Source organism: Streptomyces spinoverrucosus (genome assembly GCF_015712165.1).
GTDB classification, from domain to species: Bacteria; Actinomycetota; Actinomycetes; order Streptomycetales; family Streptomycetaceae; genus Streptomyces; species Streptomyces spinoverrucosus_A.
Window position 1 is genome coordinate 5,725,985 of the sequence record NZ_JADPZX010000001.1, and the last position, 21,533, is coordinate 5,747,517.

The 21,533-nt window shown below is 72.2% G+C and carries 17 protein-coding genes; 7 read left to right on the plus strand and 10 right to left on the minus strand.

What is annotated here, in order from left to right; all coding sequences use genetic code 11:
• Positions 1-5: 5 nt before the first annotated feature.
• The 4 genes from I2W78_RS26055 to I2W78_RS26070 all read right to left on the minus strand — a co-directional run bounded on the left by I2W78_RS26055 (position 6) and on the right by I2W78_RS26070 (position 4,200).
• Positions 6-773: a crotonase/enoyl-CoA hydratase family protein gene (locus I2W78_RS26055; RefSeq protein ID WP_196462699.1), complete on the minus strand. Its 768-nt coding sequence runs from the start codon at positions 771-773 to the stop codon at positions 6-8.
• 30 nt (positions 774-803) lie between these two features.
• The gene (locus tag I2W78_RS26060; RefSeq protein ID WP_196462700.1) at positions 804-1,970 is read right to left on the minus strand and encodes a CaiB/BaiF CoA transferase family protein; all 1,167 of its coding nucleotides are present in this window, start codon (positions 1,968-1,970) and stop codon (positions 804-806) included.
• Positions 1,971-2,110: 140 nt separating this feature from the next.
• Positions 2,111-3,022 carry a LysR family transcriptional regulator gene (locus I2W78_RS26065; RefSeq protein ID WP_196464717.1) on the minus strand — a complete coding sequence of 304 codons (912 nt, stop codon included), beginning with the start codon at positions 3,020-3,022 and terminating at the stop codon, positions 2,111-2,113.
• A gap of 83 nt (positions 3,023-3,105) precedes the next feature.
• A complete protein-coding gene (locus I2W78_RS26070; protein WP_307783783.1) occupies positions 3,106-4,200 on the minus strand; it encodes a mechanosensitive ion channel family protein in 1,095 nt (364 codons plus the stop codon).
• A 364-nt stretch (positions 4,201-4,564) separates the two neighbouring features.
• Between I2W78_RS26070 and I2W78_RS26075 the strand changes: the two genes are divergently transcribed.
• The gene (locus I2W78_RS26075; RefSeq protein WP_141311855.1) at positions 4,565-5,101 is read left to right on the plus strand and encodes an HNH endonuclease; all 537 of its coding nucleotides are present in this window, start codon (positions 4,565-4,567) and stop codon (positions 5,099-5,101) included.
• An 89-nt stretch (positions 5,102-5,190) separates the two neighbouring features.
• Here I2W78_RS26075 and I2W78_RS26080 read toward each other — a convergent pair whose 3' ends face one another.
• The 4 genes from I2W78_RS26080 to I2W78_RS26095 form a co-directional block, all read right to left on the minus strand.
• On the minus strand, positions 5,191-6,528 hold the full coding sequence (locus tag I2W78_RS26080) for an ABC transporter permease (RefSeq protein WP_196464718.1): 1,338 nt from the start codon (positions 6,526-6,528) through the stop codon (positions 5,191-5,193).
• 20 nt (positions 6,529-6,548) lie between these two features.
• On the minus strand, positions 6,549-7,235 hold the full coding sequence (locus I2W78_RS26085) for an ABC transporter ATP-binding protein (protein ID WP_196462702.1): 687 nt from the start codon (positions 7,233-7,235) through the stop codon (positions 6,549-6,551).
• Positions 7,232-7,765, minus strand: a complete 534-nt coding sequence (locus tag I2W78_RS26090) for a PadR family transcriptional regulator (protein WP_196462703.1) — start codon at positions 7,763-7,765, stop codon at positions 7,232-7,234. The genes I2W78_RS26085 and I2W78_RS26090 overlap by 4 nt, the downstream gene beginning before the upstream one ends.
• Positions 7,766-7,869: 104 nt before the next feature.
• A complete protein-coding gene (locus tag I2W78_RS26095) occupies positions 7,870-10,842 on the minus strand; it encodes a beta-N-acetylglucosaminidase domain-containing protein (protein WP_230886615.1) in 2,973 nt (990 codons plus the stop codon).
• Positions 10,843-11,091: 249 nt separating this feature from the next.
• Here I2W78_RS26095 and I2W78_RS26100 point away from each other — a divergent pair, with 249 nt between their 5' ends.
• The 3 genes from I2W78_RS26100 to I2W78_RS26110 all read left to right on the plus strand — a co-directional run bounded on the left by I2W78_RS26100 (position 11,092) and on the right by I2W78_RS26110 (position 14,264).
• A complete protein-coding gene (locus tag I2W78_RS26100; RefSeq protein WP_196464847.1) occupies positions 11,092-11,433 on the plus strand; it encodes a hypothetical protein in 342 nt (113 codons plus the stop codon).
• A 197-nt stretch (positions 11,434-11,630) separates the two neighbouring features.
• Positions 11,631-13,709, plus strand: a complete 2,079-nt coding sequence (gene malQ / locus I2W78_RS26105; RefSeq protein WP_196462705.1) for a 4-alpha-glucanotransferase — start codon at positions 11,631-11,633, stop codon at positions 13,707-13,709.
• A 279-nt stretch (positions 13,710-13,988) separates the two neighbouring features.
• Positions 13,989-14,264 carry a hypothetical protein gene (locus tag I2W78_RS26110; protein ID WP_196462706.1) on the plus strand — a complete coding sequence of 92 codons (276 nt, stop codon included), beginning with the start codon at positions 13,989-13,991 and terminating at the stop codon, positions 14,262-14,264.
• Between the two features lie 107 nt (positions 14,265-14,371).
• On the opposite strand, the gene I2W78_RS26115 is transcribed toward I2W78_RS26110, so the two are convergent.
• Positions 14,372-14,893: a TetR/AcrR family transcriptional regulator gene (locus I2W78_RS26115; RefSeq protein ID WP_196464719.1), complete on the minus strand. Its 522-nt coding sequence runs from the start codon at positions 14,891-14,893 to the stop codon at positions 14,372-14,374.
• 358 nt (positions 14,894-15,251) lie between these two features.
• On the opposite strand from I2W78_RS26115, the gene I2W78_RS26120 reads away from it, so the two are divergent.
• The 3 genes from I2W78_RS26120 (at position 15,252) to I2W78_RS26130 (ending at position 18,804) form a co-directional block, all read left to right on the plus strand.
• The gene (locus I2W78_RS26120) at positions 15,252-16,703 is read left to right on the plus strand and encodes an FAD-dependent monooxygenase (RefSeq protein ID WP_196462707.1); all 1,452 of its coding nucleotides are present in this window, start codon (positions 15,252-15,254) and stop codon (positions 16,701-16,703) included.
• 208 nt (positions 16,704-16,911) lie between these two features.
• On the plus strand, positions 16,912-17,886 hold the full coding sequence (locus I2W78_RS26125) for a DMT family transporter (protein WP_307783787.1): 975 nt from the start codon (positions 16,912-16,914) through the stop codon (positions 17,884-17,886).
• Positions 17,887-17,904: 18 nt separating this feature from the next.
• Complete coding sequence (locus tag I2W78_RS26130; protein WP_196462709.1) at positions 17,905-18,804, plus strand: LysR family transcriptional regulator; 900 nt, start codon at positions 17,905-17,907, stop codon at positions 18,802-18,804.
• A 109-nt stretch (positions 18,805-18,913) separates the two neighbouring features.
• On the opposite strand, the gene pepN is transcribed toward I2W78_RS26130, so the two are convergent.
• Positions 18,914-21,490: an aminopeptidase N gene (pepN, locus tag I2W78_RS26135; RefSeq protein ID WP_196462710.1), complete on the minus strand. Its 2,577-nt coding sequence runs from the start codon at positions 21,488-21,490 to the stop codon at positions 18,914-18,916.
• Positions 21,491-21,533: the final 43 nt, after the last annotated feature.

Here is a 21,533-nt window from a genome sequence, read left to right on the forward strand (position 1 = left end):
GCGCCTCACCGCCCCGTCCACCGCGCGGGGCGGCGCTCGGCGAAGGCGGTCATGCCCTCGGTGACGTCGGCGGAGGCCATCAGCGTCTTCATCTCGCCGCGCTGGAAGGCGAAGGCTTCGGAGTCGGGCGCCCCGTCGGCGGCGCGGACGACGCGCTTGACGGCCGCGAGCGCGAGCGGGGCGTTCTCCGCGAGCCGTTCGGCCAGCAGCAGCGCCTCGGCGACGGCCTGGCCGCCCGCGGTGACCCGGTTGGCCAGGCCCAACTCGCCCGCGCGGCGGCCGTCGACGGGCTCGCCGGTCAGCAGGAGCTCCATGGCCAGGTGGTACGGGATGCGCTTGGGCAGCCGGATCACGCCGCCGCCCGCGGCGATCAGCCCGCGCTTGACCTCGGGCAGGCCGAACCGGGCGTCCTCGGCCGCCACGATCAGGTCGCACGCCAGGGCCAGTTCGAAGCCGCCGCCCATGGCGAAGCCCTCCACGGCGGCGATCAGGGGTTTGGCCGGCTCGGCCTCGGTGAGGCCGCCGAAGCCACGGCCCGCGATCTCGGGCGACACGCCGCGCAGCGCGGCCTTGAGGTCCATGCCGGCGCTGAACGTGCCTCCCGCGCCGGTCAGGACACCGGCCCGGAGCGCGGGAGCGGCCTCCAGTTCGTCCAGTGCGCCGGTCAGACCGATGGCGACCTCCGCGTCGACCGCGTTGCGGGCCTGCGGGCGGTCGAGGGTGATCAGCAGGGTGGTGCCGACCCGTTCGGTGCGTACTACGGGTGTGCTCATGGCTGTCTTCCTGGGTATGTGTGGCGGCGCTCAGCGGGCGGCGTCGAGTTCGGTGAGGACTTCCTCGGTGTGCTGGCCCGCGACCGGCGCCAGACGGCGGATCGAGCCGGGCGTCGCGGAGAACCGCACCGGGATGCCGATGGTGCGGACGGTGCCCTCGGTCGGGTGCTCGACGGTGTCGAGCAGGTGGCCGCCCTGGACGTACGCGTCCTCGTGCGCGCGGTCCAGTTCCAGCACCGGGGCCATCGGGATGCTGTGCTTGGCGCACACCTCGGTCCACTCGGCGGTGGTCAGCGCCGGAGCGCAGGCGTCGGTCAGCGCGTTCAGGGACTCCAGGTCGGCGCCGTCGATGGCGTCCCCGTTGACGCGCGGGTCCTCGGCGAGGTCGGGGCGTCCGGCGGCCGTGAAGAAGTCGCGGAAGTTCTGCGGGTTGTACGGCATGACGCAGGCCAGGCCGTCCTTGGTGCGGACCGCCTTGTGCCCCTTCGTCATCGACAGCAGGAAGCCGGTGGGGCCCAGCTCGGGTTCGTGGGTGTGGCCCGCCAGGTGCTCGACGAGGTTGAACGCGATCAGCGTGTCCGTCATCGGAATCTCGACGAGCTGGCCCCGGCCGGTCCGGTCCCGGTGCAGCAGTGCGGCGAGCACGCTGTAGGCGATGGTCAGGGCGGAGACCTTGTCGCCGATGATGGTGGGCAGGTAGACGGGCTCGCCCAGTGCGCGGTCGGCGATGTCGACCAGGCCGGACGCGGCCTGCACGGTCTCGTCGTAGGCGGCGTTGCCGGCCCGGTCGGAGTCGCTGCGGAAGCCTTGTGCGTGCGCGTAGACGAGCCCGGGGTTGCGGTCGGCGACGTCCTCGTAGGACAGGCCCAGGCGGTGCAGTGCGCCGGGGCGCATGTTGGTGATCAGTACGTCCGCGGTGTCGATCAGCTTCAGGGCCCGCTCCCGGTCCGTCTCCTCCTTGAGGTTCAGGGACACGCTGCGCTTGTTGCGGTTGACGTTGAGGTTCAGCGGGGTCATGCCCGGCGTGGTGCGGTACTGGCCGACGCGTACGGTGTCGGCGGGCGACTCGATCTTGATCACATCGGCGCCCAGGTCTCCGAGGATCTGTGCCGCGTAGGGACCCATCACCACGGTCGAGAGGTCGATCACGCGCACGCCTTCCAGAGGGCCGGCGCTGGTGTCCGCCATGTCCGTCATCAGTATCCCCTTCGCTCCTCACTCAGATGTGTGTATCTGGAAATTAAGTTAGCAAGAGGGGGAGTGGAACGGAATGACCATATTGCGAAAGGCGGTATGACCGCAATGGTCATACCGCCTTTCTGGGCGTTTTATGGTTGTTAGAAATGAAGTGGTTCGGCAAATATCTCCCGAGCCGTGGCAGCGACTTCCTCCAGGTCACCGCCGTGGGCGCGGTCCTGGCGCCAGAACAGCCCGGTCTCCATTTTGGGGTGGAAATCAGAGAAGGGGAGGATGGTCACGTTGCTCATTTGGTAATTCTGCAGAGGGCTTCTCGGATCCAGCATGGAGATGGAGAATGCCAGGCCGCTTGACACTATTTCGGAAACTCCGTCGAAGGCGGCGCTGTTCAGTTTGATGCGCTTCTTGATGCCCAGATCGGACAGCTGCTGGTCGAGACCGCGGAAGTACGCGTTGGTCATCGTCGGTGGGGGACCCACGTACGAGAGCTCGGCCAGTTCCGCCAAAGCGACCGATTCCCGCCCCGAAAACCGGTCCAGGGGCACGACCGCACCGAGCCGCTCCGACATCACCGGCACATGTTCCAGCGCCGGGTCGCCGCCGACCGGGAGCCGGGCCAGCGTCATCGCCAGTCTGCCGTCGCACACCGCGTCGATCAGACGCTCGGTGGCGCCCGGCCAGCGTTTGATCTCGATCCGGTCGCCGACCCGCTCGGCGAAGGCATCGATACGTTCCCGCAGGTCCGGATGGATGCCACTGGGAACGCCGAGCAGGAGCGTGGTCCGCTGCGGCCGGATCGCCTCGTCCAGCCTCCACTGGATGGAGTCGCACTGCTCCAGGACACCGCGCGCGATCGGCAGCAGCGCGCTGCCGGCCGCCGTGAGCGTCACATGGTGGGTGTCGCGGTCGAAGAGCCGGTGTCCGAGTTCGCTCTCGAGATCCTTGATGCGCCGGCTCAGCGGCGACGCCGCCATGTGCAGCTTGCGGGCCGCGGTGGAGAAGTTCAGTTCCTGGGCGACGGCGACGAAATAGCGCAGGTGTAGAAGCTCCACGAGGCCCACCCTAGGTCCTTCGTCCGCGTCGGCACCTCGGTGTACGCGGCGGCCCGGCCGGTCATGCGCGCAGGCAGGCGCTCCTACTTCGTCGTGCTCGTCGGCGGTGCGATCGGCGACGCCGCGACCGCCTGCGGAGAGGTGGTGCTCGCGAACGCCGACGGGGCCGACATCCCCGCCGTCGGGTCGGTCGTCGGCTCACCGTCCTGCTGCAGGGGCAGGCCGCCGACGATGCGGATGCCCTCCTGGTCGAAGCGGCGCTTGATGCGCCAGCGCAGTTCGCGTTCGATCGTGAGGGACTTGCCCGGCATCGTCTTGGCGGAGACGCGGACCACCATCGAGTCGAGCAGGACGCTGTCCAGGCCGAGGATCTCGATCGGGCCCCAGAGCATCTCGTTCCAGGGCTCCTCCTTGCTCATCGCCTCGCCGACCTCGGTGAGCACGGCCTTGACGCGGTCGAGGTCCTCGGAGGGGCGCACGGTGACGTCGACGCCGGCCGTGGCCCAGCCCTGGGAGAGGTTGCCGACGCGCTTGACCTCGCCGTTGCGGACGTACCAGATCTCGCCGTTGTCGCCGCGCAGCTTCGTCACGCGCAGGCCCACCTCGATGACCTCGCCGGACGCGACGCCGACGTCGATCGAGTCGCCGACGCCGTACTGGTCCTCGAGGATCATGAAGACGCCGGACAGGAAGTCCGTGACGAGGTTGCGGGCGCCGAAACCGATCGCCACGCCCGCCACACCCGCGGAGGCGAGGAGCGGGGCGAGGTTGATCTGGAAGGTGGACAGGATCATCAGGGCGGCCGTGCCGAGGATGACGAAGCTCGCCACCGAGCGCAGCACCGACCCGATCGCCTGGGAGCGCTGACGGCGGCGCTCCACGTTCACCAGCAGGCCGCCGATCGCCGTGCCGTCCACCGCCTGCGCGGTGCGGTTCATGCGCTCTATCAGCTTGGTGATCGCCCGCCGCACCGCCACCCGCAGCACCGCCGCGATCACCACGATCAGCAGCACCCGCAGCCCGATCGCGAGCCACGTCGACCAGTTCTCCTCCACCCAGCCCGCGGCGTTCGTCGCGCTCTGCTGGGCGTCCTGCAGCGAGGGCACGGAGGGTGCCGTCTCCGACGGGGACGGGGACGGCGACGGTCCGGCGGCCAGTAGGACGGGCAAGGACGACACGGCGGGTACCTCCAGGTGCAACGGCCCGCCCCGGGTACGGCGGTCAGGTCCAAGGTCACGAACAGGTCACCGGACGGGCGGAGCAACCACACTAACGGGGCACCGTGTGGGGATCGCCGCGATGTTCGAGGGAGAGACGGTGTTGATCGGGGGATGAACAGATCAGACGAACAGCAGGTGAGGCGAACAGTCCGGCGTGAAGGGGGGATGAATTGGTCGTGAGCCTGGGGAGGAAGCCGATGTGGTCGAAAACACTCCCAGCCCGTTACCGGGACATGGTGGCGCTTTCACCAGGCATGAGGGGAGACTGACTGCAGATCGTCCCGGCGCGAGCCACGCGCCGCCGGCGTACAAGGAGGCATCCGTGCCGCATGTCCTGGTCCTCAACGCGTCGTACGAGCCGCTCGGCGTCGTACCGCTCCGCCGCGCGCTCGTCCTCGTCCTCGAGAACAAGGCCGTATGCCTCGAGGAGTCCGGCGCCTATCTGCACAGCGCGACCGTCACAGTCCCCGCACCCAGCGTGGTCCGGCTCAAGCGATTCGTCCGGGTTCCCTATCGGGGACCCGTTCCACTGACCCGCCGCGCGCTCTTCGCCCGCGACGGGGGCCGGTGCATGTACTGCGGTGGCGTCGCAACCAGCGTCGACCACGTCATCCCGCGCTCGCGCGGGGGCAAGCACGTCTGGGACAACGTGGTGGCCTCGTGCCGCCGCTGCAACCACGTCAAGGCCGACCGCCACCTCACCGAGATCGGCTGGCGGCTGCGACACAAACCCGCCCCACCCACCGGCCTGGCCTGGCGCATCATCGGGACCGGCCATAGGGACCCGCGCTGGCTGCCGTACTTGCAGCCGTACGGCGCGGACGACGCCTTGGCCCGGATCGACGGCATTTCCGCCTGACGATCCGGGCTTTTGCATGTCCCGCTCAGGGTGCTGCCGCGGGACCGGGAAGACCCCCGTCCACCCCGGTCCCGTCAGCACGCGTGCCGTTACGCGTACCTCAGCTCCCCCGGCCGCACCGACCGGCGCAGCAGCGGCAGTGAGGTGGCCGCCGCCAGCAGGCACGCGCCGTACACCCCGGCCGGTACCAGCAGCGCCGCCCACGGCAGGGAGCCGCTGCCGGCGAGCCCGGCGTACCCGGTGCCGATGACCATGCCGCCGACGCCCGCCAGCAGCATCGCCGGCGCCAGCGGCAGGGCGGTCTCCAGCAGCAGTGCCCGGCCCAGCACCGCCTGCGGCACCCCGGCGGCGGCCTGCGCGGCCAGGCCGCGGCGCCGGGTGGCGAGGGACTCGGCGGTGCCGACGGCGAGCGCCGACAGCGTGATCAGCAGGGCGACGGCGATCGCGGCGGCGGTCAGGTCGAGGCCGGTGGTGTAGAACGAGCGGCTCGCGGCCAGCTGGTGCTCGGGGCCGAGCGCCGCCAGCATGGCGTGCCGGACGCCCATGAATCCCGTGCCGACGATCGTCACCAGCAGCACGGCGGCATGCGTACGGGCCGCCGCCCAGGGGTCGTCGCGCAGCCGCTCCGCAGCGATCAGCACCGCCGGCCGGCCGGTCCGGGCGGCCAGGAAGGCGCCGGTCAGCCGGGCCGAGGCACCGGACAGCCAGATCGCGCCCGCGCCGACGAGCAGCACCGCGAAGAACACCGTCAGCGGCCCGTGCGCCAGCCCGAGAAGACCGCCCTCGTCCGAGGTCACGGCGGTGAGCAGCAGCACGGCCAGCGCAGCGGCCGCCACCAGAAGGGCCCGCCCCGGCCGCCGCGCGGTCCGCACCCGGCGCACCCAGCCCAGCGGCGAGGCGATCACCCGGCGCAACGCCAGCGCGCTCACCAGCGCGCCCAGCGCCGGCACGGCCACCGCGGCCACGGCGAACCCCGCCCAGACGACGGCCGGCGGCCGCTGCCACGCCCCCAGCACGACCACGACGGAGGCCACCGTCGCCGCCACCGACCCGGCCAGGCAGGCGAGCCCCGCCTCCAGCGCCGCGATCCGCCGTACCTGCGCCGGTGCGGCACCGGCGAGCCGCAGCCCGGCCAGCCTCCGGTCCCGGTGCACGGCGCCGATCCGGGAGCACTGCCCGAGGAACCCGAGCACGGGGACCAGCAGCATCGCCAGCGCGACGACGACCCCGGCCCGTTCCCCGGGCTGGTTCAGCAGGCCGTTGCCGAAGCCGATGGCGTACTGCCCCTCCACCGACGCGATCGCGACGGCGGCCAGCGCGAACCCGGTGGCCAGCCCCGCGCCGACCACGGTGAGCCCGACCCGCCACCACTCCCGCCGGTCGGAACCACGGGTGAGCAGCCACGCGAGCCGCAGATCGGCCCGCATCCCACCAGTGCCGGTACTCGTCACGCCGTCACCCCCATCGGCACCACGACGCCGTCGCTCAGCCGGACCTCCCGGTCCGCGTACGCCGCCACCTGGGCGTCATGCGTGATCAGCAGCACGGACGTGCCCGCCTCGCGGGCTGTGTGCACCAGCGCCGTCATCACCTGTTCGCTCGCCAGCGAGTCCAGCGCGCCCGTCGGCTCGTCCGCGAACACCACCTTCGGTCCCGTGACCAGCGCCCGCGCCAGCGAGGCCCGCTGGGCCTGCCCGCCGCTCATCTCGCCCGGCCGCAGCTCACCCTGTCCGCGCACCCCGAACCGCTCCAGCCACTCCCCGGCCCGTTCCCGAGCCTCCCCGCGCCCGGCCCCGCCCAGCATCAGCGGCAGCGCCACGTTGTCGAGGGCGGTCAGCTCGGGAATCAGCTGCCCGAACTGGAACACCACCCCGAACTCCGTCCGCCGCAGCTCGCTCAGCCGCCGCTCCGGCAGCCGGTCGACGCGTTCGGCGCCGTACGACACCGCACCGCCGTCGGGCCGGACGATGCCCGCGAGGCAGTGCAGCAGCGTCGACTTGCCGCTGCCGCTGGCGCCGGTCACGGCGAGGATCTCGCCGGTGCGCAGCTCGACGGAGGCGCCGCGCAGGGCCTCGGTCCTGCCGTGCGCCTTGGTGAGGTCACGGGCCGCGAGCAGCGGCTCTGGGTTGCTCATGCTGAGTCGACCTCCGCGGTCAGGGTGGTGAGCCGGGCCGCCGTGGTGGTCATCCAGCGGAGGTCGGCGTCGAGGTGGTTGAGGGCGAAGTCCGCCGAGAGCAGGGTCGTCAGATCGGCTCCCGGGCCGGTCTTGACCGCCGTGAGCTCCCGCATGCGCTCCATGTGGGCGGTCCGCTGGGCGCGCAGATACGCCTCCGGATCGCCGCCGTCCAGGATCGCGACGACGACCTTGGCGAAGATCTCGTTCGTCACGAAGGGCGCGGGCGGTGCGATCTCGCCCGCCCAGCGGGCCAGTTCCCGCGTCCCGTCCGCCGTGCGGCGGTACAGCGTCCGCTCGGGGCCGCCGTCGGCGTCGGTGCCGTCGACCTCGGCCAGTCCGTCGCGGACCAGCCGTTGCAGGGTCGTGTACACCTGCCCGTAGGCCAGTGGACGGGCCTGCGGAAAGCGTTCGTCGTGCCGTCGCTTGAGGTCGTAGCCATGGCTGGGACCGGCAGCGAGCAGCCCGAGCAGGATGTGACGGGTGCTCATGGGATGAGTATGTACTGAGTACATGTACTGAGTGAATAGCTGGCTCGGGAATGCTCAGCAAAAAAATGCTCAGCAAAAAGGGAGTCGGTGGAACTGCGCGGCGCTCAGTCCGCGACCGCGTACGCCTCCACCGACCACAGCGAGTACCCGTACTCCGTCGCCCGCTTCTCGCCCTGCACGCGCACGTACGTCACGTCCCGCTCGTCCATCCGCAACTCCTCGCGGCCCCCGCGCCCGTCCCGCACCACCGCGGCCGTCCGCCAGCGACGGCCGTCCGCCGAGACCTGGATCCGGTACGCCGACGGATACGCGTCCTGCCAGTGCAGCACCACCCGCCCGAGCCGCACCGGCCGCGCCAGCCGCACCTGCCACCAGGCGCCGTCCTCCACCGGCGACGACCAGCGCGTCCCAGGATCGCCGTCGTTCGCCGCGGACGCCGGGAAGTCGGGCGTCTCGTCGGCGGAGGAGGCGGCGGCGCCGGTGCGCGCCAGGTCGGGCCCGGCGGTCCGCGGGAAGGTGCGGACGGTGAGGGTGCGGGACACCTCCCCGAACACGAGCCGGATGTCGTACGACCGCACGGGCGTCCCCTCCGGCACGGTCACCTCGACCGGCACCTCGACGGACGACCCGCGCGCCAGTGTCAGCGCACCGCCCGGGACACGCACCTCCACGCCCTTCGGCGCCTCGACGGTGAGCCGGCCCCGCACGTCGGCGGGCCGTAGCGCGCTCAGCCGGGCCGTCAGCCGCCGCGTCCCGCCGATCTCCGCGTCCGCCGTGTCGGGCAACTCCAGCGCGACAGCGGGCGAGTCGGCGTACCAGGGCACCAGATGCCGTATCCGGTCAGGCGCCGGGCCGGTCACGCGGACGGCGTCGGCACGCAGGCGGGCGGGCAACTCGGTGGCGCCCGAAGCGTCCAGCGCGCCGACCCGTCGCCAGCCCTCGCCGGGCACCCGGGCCTCGACGGCGCCCCGCGTGCCCGGGTCGGTCAGGACGGTGACCGTGGCGAGCGTGCGGGGGTGCGGGAAGCGGACGGTCCGGCCGTCGCCCGCGCCGCCCCGGTCCGCGTCCGGCTCGCCGTCGAGACCCGCCCAGCTCTCGTACGCCCGCTGCGCCCGCGCCAGGAACGGGTCCAGCACCCCCTCGCCGACCGTGACCCGCGCCGAGCCCAGCCGCTCGCGCAACTCGCCGAGGGTGCGGTACGCCGTCCAGGCCGCCGTCGGGTCGCCGGTGCGCTGGGCTTCGAGCATGTCGAGCGCGACGAGGCCGGCCTCGCCGTAGCGGGACAACTGCTGGGTCCAGGGGGTGACTTCGAGGGCGAGCGGGGTGCCGGAGAGGCGGGCGGGGGTCTCGCGCATCACGGTGAAGGCGGCGCGGAGGCGGTCCTGGCTGATCCCGGGTGTCCGCTCGGCTGTTGTGCCGTCGGTGGTCGCCTGTGTCCGGCCGGCTGTTGTGTCGTCGGTGGTCGCCTGTGTCCGGCCGGTCTCTGTGGCGTTCGTGGTGGACTGCTCGCGCCAGAAGGCCTCCATCAGGGGCCGCAGATACGCCGACTCCTCGCTGCCGAGTACCGAGGACGCGTCGTTGCCCGCGAGCGCGGCCAGGGCCTCCGCGCGGCGTTCGTCGCCCGCCGCGAGGTCGGCGAGGGCGGCCCGCCAGGACTCCTGGGGGTGGTAGGAGCGCGGGTTCCAGGCGAAGTCGGCGGCGGTGAACAGGGGGATGCGGGAGGCCTCGGCCTGTGCCATCGCGTTGGCGAGGAGGGCGACCGAACCGGCGGCGACGGCGGGTTCGCGGCCGGTGTAGGGGCCGAGGAAGACGCGGTCCTGGGCGTAGTCGTTGACCGGGTAGTTGTCCACGGTGACCAGCGGGTGACGGAACACCTCGCGGGCGGTGGCGAGTTCACGCCCGGTGATGGTGCGCGGCACCACGCCCACGCCCGTCCACGCCACCTGAACGCCCGCGTCCAGCGCGCCCGCCAGCTCCCGCCGGTACTCGGTGGCGCCGTCCTGGTAGTACTCGGTCGGCATCAGGGTGAGCGCGGGCGCGTCGGGGTGGCGGTGTGCCAGGTACCGCGCCACGGCGTTCGCCACGCGCGCGTGCGCCCGTGCCGCCGCCTCCGGCCCCGACCCGAAACGTTCCGCGTCCGCCTCGCAGTGCCACTCGCTGTAGCTGACGTCCTGGAACTGGAGCTGGAACGCCCGGAACCCGAGCGCCCACATCGCCTCCAACTTCCGGGTCAGCGCCTTCACGTCCGCGTCCGAGGAGAGGCACATGGCCTGGCCCGGGGCCACCGCCCAGCCGAGGGTGACGTGGTTGCGCCGCGCCCGCTCGGCCAGCTCCCGGAACTCCGCCCGCTGCCCGGCCGGATAGGGCTCACGCCAGCGCGCCTGCCGGTAGAGGTCGGCGCCGGGCGCGTACAAGTAACGGTTCTGCTTGGTGCGGCCCATGAAGTCCAGCTGGGCGAGCCGCTGTTCGCCGGTCCACGGTTCGCCGTAGAAGCCCTCGGTGGTGCCGCGTACGGCGGTGCCGGGCCAGTCACGGACGACCGCGCCCGCGATCGTGCCGTCCGGGCGCATGAGTTGGCGCAGCGTCTGGACGGCGTGGAAGAGGCCGTCCGGGCCGGTGCCGGAGAGGGTGACGGTGTCGCCGTCGACGGTGAGCTCGTAGCCGCCGGAGGGGAGGTCGCGGTCGGGGGTCCGCGTCCCGGCACGGACGACGAGGGTGCCCGGCGGGACGGGATCGGCGGTGGTGGTGATACGGCGGGCGCCGGCCTGCCGTAGCAGGGTGCACAGGGTCTGGACGGCGTACGGGTCGGCCGTCGGGCCGGTCCGGAGGGCGACCTCGTCGGTGACGGTTGCCGGGGTGCCGGTGGAGCGCAGGGACTGGGGGCGGGGCCAGACGGAGGGGTTCTCGGCGTCGCTGGTGGGGGACTCCGGGGCCGTACGGGAAGCGGGTGGGGTCGGTGGGGCCAGTGGGGCCAGTGGGGCCGCCTGGGCGGTGGGCGCGGAGCCCAGGGTTCCGGCGGTGCCGGTTCCCGCCACCACGGCGAACGCCAGCGCGACCGCCCCCCGTCCGTGCCGCAGCCCCACAGGCCCTCCTCGCTGTCGTCCCCGACTCCCCATGTCCGCGTCAGGGAGAGATCGAGCCCACCATCCGAGGAAAGGGGTGTCAACGGGAGTGGCCGATATGTGCTGTTTGTCAGAACCTGGAGAGAGCGGGTGAGTACGGAATGTGACGAGAAGGACGTTCTTCGCTCTGGGGGCGTCTGGCCTCGCGCTCACTGGGTAGGGCTGCGATGACCCACTCGACACGACCTCGACAAGGAGACCACCGTGGCCGCATCGGCACACCTTCTGCTGTCCGCCCTCTCCGACGACACGCCCCGCTCCGAGGGAGGCGCCCGCTCCGAGGGAGGCGCCCGCTCCAAACGCACCGTTTCGCCCGGGGACCCGGCCCGCTCCAAACGCACGCCGTTCCCCCGGCAGGCGCAGCCGTCCGCCGACGCGGCCCCCGCGCATCCGGCCGACCCCGATCTCGCGCATGTGTGCGTGTTCAGCGCGGAGGGCGCCTGCACCGAGGCCCCGCTGACCAGCGAACCCCCGCTGCCCGACGCCGAACCCCTCACCAGCGAGCCGCCGCTCGCCGTACCGGACGCCGACTTCGCGAGGCCGTAGATGACGTACGCCGGACGTTGGTCCCGCGAGGCCGTGCATGGCTGCACGCCGGACGTTGGTCCCGCGAGGCCGTAGATGACCGCACTCCGGGCGTTGATCCCGCGAGGCGTACATGACCGCACTCCCGACGCCGATCCCGCGAGGCCGTAGATGACCGCACCCGCGACGCCGACCCCGCCGACCCCCCGAGGCCGTAGATGACCGCACCCAGCCCGGGTGAAGCTCCCGGTGAAGACCTGTGTCGGCTCGCGGAGTCGTACGGCGTCGCTCCCTCCTACAGCCCCTCCCCGGACCGCACGGTCGCCGCCTCGGCCGCCGCGCTCACCCGGACCCTGGCCGCGCTCGGTGTCGACGCGAGCACGCCCGAGGCCACGCGCGCCGCGCTTGCCGCCCGCCGCGCGGAACTGCGTGAGCGGCTGCTGCCGCCGACCGTCGTGTGCTGGGGCGGCGCCGTGCCGGACGCCCTCGCCGGGCTGCCCGAGGGCACCCGGCTGCGGATCGGCACCGAGCAGGGCGAGACCCGCGACTCCGCCGAGCACCTCCCGCCCGGCGTCCACCGCCTCACCGCCACCGCGCCCGACGGCCGGACCGCCGACGCCCACCTGATCGCCGCCCCGCCCCGGCTGCCCACACCGGCGGCACGGTCGTACGGCCTCCTGGTCCAGCTCTACTCCCTGCTCTCTCAGCGCTCCTGGGGCATGGGCGACCTCGGCGACCTCGACGAACTCACCGCCTGGGCCGGCCGCTCCCTCGGTGCCGGATTCGTCCAGGTCAACCCGCTGCACGCGGCCGTGCCCGGCGCCCCCACCGACCCCTCCCCGTACCGCCCGTCCTCCCGCCGCTTTCCCGACCCGGTGCATCTGCGCATCGAGGCCATCCCCGAGTACGCGTACGTCGACGACCGCGAACGGGTGCGGGCGCTGGCCGAACGGGCCGACCGGTTGCGGGAGTCGGTGCTGGAGAAGGGCGCGTTGATCGACCGCGACGCGGTGTGGGAGCTGAAGCGGGAAGCGCTGGAACTCGTGAACGACGTCCCTCTCGGCCCCGGCAGACGCGCCGCCTACTGCGACTACCTCGCCGAGCAGGGCGCGGCCCTGGAGGACCACGCCACCTGGTGCGCGCTGGCCGAGGTGCACGGACCCGAGTGGCACACCTGGCCGGACGGCCTGCGGGACCCGCGGTCCGCCGAAACGGCCGGTGCCCGACGGGAGTTGATGGACCGCGTCGACTTCCACTCCCGGCTCGCCTGGCTTACCGACGCCCAGCTCACCACCGCGCAGCGCACCGCGCGGGAGGCGGGCATGCCGGTCGGGATCGTGCACGACCTCGCGGTCGGCGTGCATCCCGCGGGCGCCGACGCCTGGGCGCAGCAGCGGTACTTCGCCGCCGGGATGTCCGTGGGCGCCCCGCCGGACGCCTTCAACGCGCGCGGCCAGGACTGGGGGCTGCCGCCGTGGCGCCCGGACCGGCTGGCCGAGTCGGGGTACGCGCCGTTCCGGGGTTTGCTGCGCGGCCTGTTCCGCTATGCGGGCGCGCTCCGCGTCGACCATGTGATGGGCCTGTTCCGGCTGTGGTGGGTGCCGGTGGGGCTGCCGCCGACCGAGGGGACGTACGTCCGTTACGACGCCGAGGCCATGCTCGCCGTACTGGTGCTGGAGGCTTCCCGGGCCGGGGCGCTGGTCATCGGCGAGGACCTGGGGACCGTGGAGCCGGGGGTGCGCGAAGCGCTGCGGGAGCGGGGGGTGTTCGGCACGTCGGTGCTGTGGTTCGAGCGGGACTGGGACGGCGACGGCCGGCCCCTGCCGCCCGACCGCTGGCGTGCCGACTGCCTGGCCACCGCCACCACCCATGACCTGCCGCCCACCGCGGCCCGGCTGACCGGTGAACACGTCGAACTCCGCGACCGGCTCGGCCTGCTCACCCGCCCACCGGACGTGGAGCGGGGGGAAGCGGCCGCCGACACGGGGGAATGGCTGGCGCTGCTCGCCCGGCTGGGCCTGCTGCGGGGGACGGGCGGCGGGCTCGGCGCGGGGGAGGAGGAGGCCGAGGTCCAGGCCGTCCACCGCTTCCTGCTGCGTACGCCGGCGCGGATGATCGGCGTGTGGTTGCCCGACGGGGTGGGGGATCGGCGGCCGCAGAATCTGCCGGGGACGTGGGACGAGTATCCGAACTGGCGGCTGCCGATCGCTGACGCGGCCGGGCGGGTGGTGACGTTGGAGGGGTTGGCGGCTTCTGCGCGGTTGCGGGGGCTGGTGGAGGTGCTGCGGGGGGCGTGAGGGGGCTTCGCCGGGGGGAGTGGCCCTTCGGCGGGTGAGTGGCCTTTCAGCGCAGGTGCGCCCTTGCTGCGCACCTTGTGCGCGTCTTCTTCGCACCTTGTCCGCCTCTGCTCCGCACCTTGCGCGCCTCGTTCGTAGCTGGTCCGCGCTGGTCCGCGCCTGGTGCGTGGCTGGTGCGTGGCTGGTGCGGGGCTGGTGCGGGGCTGGTGCGGGGCTGTCCGCACCTCTTACGGCACCCCGGACGCGCGGCCCCACCCGGCGTTCGATACTTTTGGCACCGTGGACAAGAAGAACGCCCTGCGCGCCGGCGCCCTGACCGCCGGTACGACGCTGATGATGCTGCTCATGTCGTCCCCCGCGCTCGCGCTGACGCGTGACGACGGTGACGACCCCGGCACGGGCCTGAGCGTCATCGAGACGCTGGGTTGGTTCGTGATTGCCCCGATCGTGATCTTCGCGGTGATCGCGGGCCTGGTCATGGTGCTGGACAAGTCCCACAAGCAGCAGGACACGACCAGCTCCAACATCACGACCCGGGCCGACGCGAAGGCCTGACACCGGCTCGGTTTCGAGCCGCGCACTTCCGCCGCGCCAGTTCCGAGGGCGCCGTTCTCGTCGTACGTCGATGAGGTCGGCGCCTTCGGCATGTCCGGGTGTCGGTGTCAGGGGCTCGGCGCGGTGAGGTAGCGCTGGAGGGTGGGCGCCAGCCAGGCCACGATCTCCTGGCGGACCAGCGCCGTCGCGGGCGGGAACCGCAGGACGTAACGGGTGAGCGCCAGCCCGAGCACCTGCGTCGCACACAGCGCGGCCCGCGTCGGCACCTGCTCGGGGTCGGGACAGACCCGCTGGGCAACCGGCAGCAACTGATCCCGGAAGATCCCCTGCATCCGCTCGGCCCCGGCCTGGTTGGTCACGCCGACCCGGAGCAGGGCGGTGAGTACCTCGTTGTCCTCCCACATGTCGAGGAAGTGCGAGACGAGGGCGCGGCCGACGTCGGAGCGGGGGACCGCGCCGAGGTCGGGGAGCTCCAGATCGACGGCGACGGCGGCCGCGAAGAGGCCCTCCTTGTTGCCGTAGTAGCGCATGACCATCGACGGGTCGATGTTCGCGTCCTTGGCGATGGCGCGGATGGTGGCGCGCTCGTATCCGTCGGCGGCGAAGCGCTCGCGGGCGGCGTCGAGGATGGCGGTGCGGGTGGTGTCCGAGCGGCGGGGGTGGGTGGGGTGGGCGCGGGGGGCGGTGCGTCTGGCATGTCAACGAGTGTAGGCCAACGGGTGTGGGCGGGTCGGTTGAGCTCGGACGGCTGAGGCCGTCGGGCGTGGGTCAACGGAGGTAGGCCAACAGTCGTAGGCGGGCGGTGCGCAGGTCGGCGCGCGTAGGTCCAACATGCGTATGCCAACACTCGTAGGCCAACAAGCGTTGACACCCTCACCTTCCCCCGCCTAACGTTGCCAACAAGCGTTGACCAACAGTCGTTGACTAACGCCCGTCGCCCGCTGGTCAACGCCCGTTGACCAGCACCCGTTGGCCCAGGAGGTCGAGATGAACGGCACCCCCCAGACCCCTCGCTCCGTCATCGTCGTCGGCTCAGGCCCCACCGGCCTCCTCCTGGCCGGCGACCTGGCCCACGCCGGCATCCCCGTCACCCTCCTCGAAAAGCGCCGCCACAGCATCAGCAACCTCTCCCGCGCCTTCGGCGTCCACGCCCGCACCCTGGAGCAGTTGGACGCCCGCGGCCTCGCCGACCCGCTGATCGCCACCGGCGGCACCCTCACTGAGTTGCGCCTCTTCCGCCGCCTCTCGCTCGACCTGAGCACGCTCCCCTCGCGCTTCCCGTTCCTGCTGATCACCCCGCAGTACGAGGTCGAGCGCCTGCTGGAGCGTCGGGCGCGTGAGCTCGGCGTCGAGTTCGCGTACGAGAGCGAGGTCGTCGGCCTGCGCCAGGACGGCACCGGCGTTAATGTCGACGTACGCGGCGTCGACGGCGCGGTCGTGACCCACCGCGCGGCGTACGTGGTCGGCGCGGACGGCCACCGCAGTGCCGTCCGGCAGGCGATCGGCCTGCCCTTCCCCGGCGTCTCCGTCATCAAGTCGCTCTTCCTGGCGGACGTCCGGCTCGCCGAGAAGCCCGAGAGTGTCCTGACCGTCAACGGCGCGGGCGACTCCTTCGCGATGATCGCGAGCTTCGGCGACGGCTGGTACCGCGTCATGGGCTGGAACCGCCGCCACGAGGTCTCCGACGACGCCCCGCTCGACCTCGACGAGGTCAAGGAGGTCACCCGCCGCGCCCTGGGCAGCGACTACGGCATGCACGACGCCCGCTGGCTGTCCCGCTTCCACAGCGACGAGCGTCAGGCGCCGCAGTACCGGGTCGGCCGGGTCTTCCTCGCCGGCGATGCCGCGCACATCCACTCCCCGGCCGGCGGCCAGGGCATGAACACCGGCCTCCAGGACGCGGCCAACCTCGGCTGGAAGCTCGCCGCTGCCCTCCAGGGCTGGGCGCCGGAGGGTCTCCTGGACACGTACCAGACCGAGCGCCACCCGGTCGGCAAGGCGGTGCTGCGCAGCAGCGGCGGCCTGGTCCGCCTGGCCCGGGCCCAGAGCCCCCTCCTCCGCGCCGCCCGTACACTCGTGGCCGCCTTCGCCAACACGGCCGGCCCCGCCCGCCGCAAGCTCGTGGCCCAGGTCACCGGCATCGGCTACCGCTACCCGGCCCCCCGAGGCTCCCACCCCCTGACCGGCCGCCGCGCCCCCGACGCCCTCCTCACCACCGGCCGCCTCTACGAGACCCTCCGCACCGGCCACTTCCTCCTCGTCACCCCGGAGCCCCACGAGGCACCGGCCACCCCCCGCACCGACCGCCTGACGGTGGCCCACTGGGCGACACCCCGCCGCACGACCCTCCTGATCCGCCCCGACGCCTACATCGCCTGGGCCACCGACTCCGCCACCCCCGAAGCGATCGAGTCAGCCCTGTCGACCCACCTGGGCTGAACGCCCGCCCCAGCCAGCAACTCCCTCAGCAGGTCGGCCAGTTGGTCGGCCTGCTCGGCTGTGAGGGTCGAGGCAGGCCCCGCGTATTGTTCAGTTCCACTGAAAAGAACGGTCGAAAAGATTCGATGGACCTGATTGGTGCCTCGCTGGGACGGTTGATCCGACGACGTGATCACCGACGTGATCAATGACCAGTGAAAGGATCTCCGTGACCGTTGCCTCCGACCAGACCACCTCCTCCCATGCGACCGGTTCGAGCGGTACGACGCTCAGCCCGGCCAACCCCAGAAGCGCCGCCCTCGGCCTCGCCCTCGCCGCGCTCGCCACCCTCGTCTGGTCCGGAAGCTTCGTCACCTCCCGTGCCCTGCACGACAGCGTCCCGCCCGTCCAACACGCCTTCTGGCGCTGGGTGGTGGCGCTGGTCGTCGTCGCGCCCTTCGGGGCCCGGCAGGCCTGGCGGCAGCGCCGGGTGATCCGTCGGCACGCGGGGTTCGTCCTGCTCGCCTCGCTGCTCGGCGTCACCCTCTACAACACCCTCGTCAACGAGGCCGGCCGCACCACCCCCGCCGCCACCATGGGCATGATCATGGCCGCGTCGCCGGTGCTGATGGCGTTGTTCGAGCGTGCGAGCGGCGTACGGCTCGGCGGGCGCCGGGCCGCCGGGCTGCTCATCGCGTGCACGGGCGTGCTTCTGCTGGTCGGCGAGGGGGCCGACTTCGGGCGGGGGGACGCCTGGATGATCGCCGCCACCTGCTGTTTCGCGGCGTACAGCGCGCTGCTGCGCCGCAAGCCCGCCGAACTCGGCGGTGCGGGCTTCCTCTTCACCACCTTCCTCCTTGGCGCCGTACTGCTGCTGCCCGCGCAGGGCGTGAGCCTCGCCGTGCAGGGCGGCTTCGAGCCGTCGTACGAGACGGTGCTTCCCCTTCTCTACGTCGGGATCGTCTCGTCCGCCGTCGCCTTCTACGCCTGGAACAAGGCGATCGCGATGGTGGGGGCTTCACGTGCCGGTGCCGTGTACTACCTGCAACCGGTGTGCGTGTCCCTGCTCTCGTGGCTGCTGCTGGGGGAGGGCATCGGGTGGGGGCAGGTGCTGTGCATGGTGCTGATCGTGGGCGGGGTCGTGCTCGGGGCCGGGGCCGGGGCCGGGGCTGGGGCTGGGGCTGGAGGCCCGGGGCGGCGCTGAGCTGTAGGTTTTCGTTCCATGGGCGAGTGGGACATCCGGAAACTGCAGATCCTGCGGACGTTGCGGGAGCGGGGGACGGTGACCGCGACCGCCGAGGCGTTGCGGATGACTCCCTCGGCGGTTTCGCAGCAGCTGACCAATCTGTCGAAGCAGCTCGGGGTGCCGTTGCTGGAGGCTCAGGGGCGGCGGGTGCGGCTCACCGACGCGGCGCGGCTGGTGTTGCGGCACGCGGAGGCGGTGTTCGAGCAACTGGAGCGGGCGGACGCCGAGTTGGTGGCGTATGCGCAGGGGGAGGTCGGGGAGGTGCGGGTGGGCGCCTTCTCGACCGCCGTGCCCGCCCTGGTCGTACCGGCCGTGCGGGCGCTGCGTGCGAGGTACCCCGGGGTGACCGTGCGGGTGCGGGAGGCCGAGGCCGGGGAGGCGTACGAGTTGCTGGCCGCGAGGGAGGTGGATGTCGCGCTGTCGTTGGCGGCGCAGGCGCCGACGGCCGCGGACGGTCGGTTCGGCGTGGTGCGGTTGCTGTCGGATCCGTTGGACCTCGCGTTGCCTCGGGGGCACGCGTCGGCGGGGGTCGAGGTGCTGCGGCTTGCCGATCTCGCCGCCGAGCCGTGGATCTTCGGGGGGAGCGGACCGTGGTCCGACATCACCCGGGCGGCTTGTGAGGCGGCGGGGTTCCGGCCCGTGCAGGGGCATTCGGCGGCCGGGTGGACGGCGATCCTGGCGATGGTGGAGGCCGGGATGGGGGTGGCGTTGGTGCCCCGGATGGCGGCGGTGCGCAGGGAGGGGGTGGTGATGCGGGAGTTGACGGTGGAACGGCCTCGGCGGCATGTGCTGGCCGCGGTGCGGAAGGGGGGAGAGGCGGGCGCCGCGGGGAAGGTGCTGGCGGCGTTGCGGGAGGTCGCGGCCGGGCTGGGATGACAGGCGTACAGGCGTCCCCCATGATCGCCACGCTGTCGCACGCCCATGCGAAGGGGCGCCCCCGAGCCGAGCTCGCCGGGCGCCCCTGTCGACGTACGACCAGGCAGGCTTACCCCTGGGCCGCCGCGTCCGCGCCCTGTGCCCGCAGCGCACGCTCGATGCCGGCGCGCGCCTCGGACACCAGCCGCCGCAGTGCCGCGTTCGGTTCGGCGGTCGACAGCCACTCGTCCGTCCGCGCCAGGGTGTGCGCGGTGACCTGGACCGCCGGGTACAGACCGACCGCGATCTGCTGGGCCATCTCGTAGGAGCGGGAGTCCCAGACGGCCTTCACCGACTCGAAGTACTTGTCGGTGTACGGCGCGAGCAGCTCCCGCTGGTCGGTCTGGACGAACCCCGAGATGACCGCCTCCTGGACGGCGTTCGGGAGCTTGTCGGACTCGACGACCGAGGCCCACGCCTCCGCCTTGGCCTCCGGCGTCGGGCGGGCGGCGCGGGCGGTGGCGGCATGGCGTTCACCGGCCGCCGTCTTGTCGCGCTCGGACTCGCCCGCGATCTCCGCCTCGTCGAAGCGGCCCACGGCCGCGAGCCGCTGCACGAACGCCCAGCGCAGCTCCGTGTCCACGACCAGTCCCTCGACCGTCTGGGAGCCGTCCAGCAGCGCCTCCAGCAGGTCCAGCTGTTCCGGCGTCCGCGCGGTCGCCGCGAAGGCGCGCGCCCAGGCCAGCTGGTGGTCGCCGCCCGGCTCGGCGGCGCGCAGGTGCGCCAGCGTGGCGTCGGTCCAGCGGGTCAGCAGCGCCTCGCGGGCGGCCGGGTCGGCGTACAGGTCGATCGCCAGCTTCACCTGCCGCTGCAGCGACTGCACCACGCCGATGTCCGACTCCTTGCCGATGCCGGACAGGACGAGGGACAGGTAGTCACGGGTGGCGAGTTCCGCGTCGCGCGTCATGTCCCAGGCCGACGCCCAGCACAGCGCCCGCGGCAGCGACGACTCGAAGTCGCCGAGGTGGTCGGTGACGAAGGCCAGCGACTGCTCGTCGAGACGGACCTTGGCGTACGACAGGTCGTCGTCGTTCAGCAGGACGATGTTCGGACGCCGCCGCCCCACCAGCTGCGGTACGGCCGTCAGCTCGCCGTCGACGTCCAGCTCGACCCGCTCGACGCGCACCAGCTTCCCGGCGTCGTCGTCCATCTCGTACAGCCCGACCGCGATCCGGTGCGGGCGCAGCGTCGGCTCGCCCTTCGCGCCCGTCGGCAGCGCCGGCGCCTCCTGCCGGATCGCGAAGGACGTGATGACACCGTCGGCGTCCGTCTCGATCTCGGGGCGCAGGATGTTGATCCCGGCCGTCTCCAGCCACAGCTTCGACCAGGTCTTCAGGTCCCGCCCGGAGGTCTCCTCCAGCGCGGTCAGCAGGTCGCTCAGGCGGGTGTTGCCGTACGCGTGCCGCTTGAAGTAGGCCTGCACGCCCCGGAAGAACTCGTCCTGCCCGACGTAGGCGACGAGCTGCTTCAGTACGGAGGCGCCCTTGGCGTACGTGATGCCGTCGAAGTTGACCAGCACGTCGTCGAGGTCGCGGATCTCCGCCATGATCGGGTGGGTGGACGGCAGCTGGTCCTGGCGGTACGCCCACGTCTTCATGGAGTTCGCGAACGTCGTCCAGGCGTGCGGCCAGCGCGACTCGGGCGCGGCGGCCTGGCAGGCGATGGACGTGTACGTGGCGAACGACTCGTTCAGCCACAGGTCGTTCCACCACTCCATGGTGACCAGGTCGCCGAACCACATGTGGGCCAGCTCGTGCAGGATGGTCTCGGCACGCATCTCGTACGCCGCGTCCGTCACCTTCGAGCGGAAGACGTACTGGTCGCGGATGGTCACCGCGCCCGCGTTCTCCATCGCGCCCGCGTTGAACTCCGGCACGAACAGCTGGTCGTACTTCTCGAACGGGTACGCGTAGTCGAACTTCTCCTGGAACCAGGCGAAGCCCTGCCGGGTCACCTCGAAGATGGCGTCCGAGTCGAGGTACTCGGCCAGGGACGGACGGCAGTAGATGCCGAGCGGCACGGACTGGCCGTCCTTCTCGTACACGCTGTGCACGCTGTGGTACGGGCCGACGATCAGCGCCGTGATGTACGTCGAGATGCGCGGCGTCGGCTCGAAGACCCAGAGGTTGTCCTGGGGCTCGGGGGTGGGCGAGTTGGAGATGACGGTCCAGCCCTCGGGCGCGCGCACGGTGAACTGGAAGGTCGCCTTCAGGTCCGGCTGCTCGAAGGAGGCGAACACACGGCGGGCGTCCGGCACCTCGAACTGGGTGTAGAGGTAGGCCTGGTCGTCGACCGGGTCGACGAACTTGTGCAGGCCCTCGCCGGTGTTGGTGTACGCGCAGTCGGCGGCCACCCGCAGCACGTTCCGACCCTCGAGCAGGCCGGGCAGGGCGATCCGGGAGTCCTTGAAGACCGCGGCGGGGTCGAGCGGATCGCCGTTCAGAGTGATCTCGTGGACCGTCGGCGCCACCAGGTCGATGAAGGACTCGGCACCGTTCTCCGCGACGTCGAAGCGCACCGTCGTCACGGACCGGAAGGTGTCGCCCTCCTGCGCCCCGGACAGGTCGAGATCGATCTCGTACGAGTCAACGGTCAACAGCTTCGCCCGCTGCTGCGCCTCTTCGCGAGTCAGGTTTGTGCCAGGCACGCGGTCATCTCCTCGTTATGTGTCGGTTGCGCCATCCTTCCAC

Coding starts and splice junctions, on each gene's coding strand:
- malQ (WP_196462705.1), top strand. CDS start 11,631: ATGACCGCACCCAGCCCGGGTGAAGCTCCCGGTGAAGACCTGTGTCGG.
- I2W78_RS26055 (WP_196462699.1), bottom strand. CDS start 773: ATGAGCACACCCGTAGTACGCACCGAACGGGTCGGCACCACCCTGCTG.
- I2W78_RS26085 (WP_196462702.1), bottom strand. CDS start 7,235: ATGAGCAACCCAGAGCCGCTGCTCGCGGCCCGTGACCTCACCAAGGCG.
- I2W78_RS26090 (WP_196462703.1), bottom strand. CDS start 7,765: ATGAGCACCCGTCACATCCTGCTCGGGCTGCTCGCTGCCGGTCCCAGC.
- I2W78_RS26130 (WP_196462709.1), top strand. CDS start 17,905: ATGGGCGAGTGGGACATCCGGAAACTGCAGATCCTGCGGACGTTGCGG.
- I2W78_RS26080 (WP_196464718.1), bottom strand. CDS start 6,528: ATGCGGGCCGATCTGCGGCTCGCGTGGCTGCTCACCCGTGGTTCCGAC.
- I2W78_RS26060 (WP_196462700.1), bottom strand. CDS start 1,970: ATGACGGACATGGCGGACACCAGCGCCGGCCCTCTGGAAGGCGTGCGC.
- I2W78_RS26120 (WP_196462707.1), top strand. CDS start 15,252: ATGAACGGCACCCCCCAGACCCCTCGCTCCGTCATCGTCGTCGGCTCA.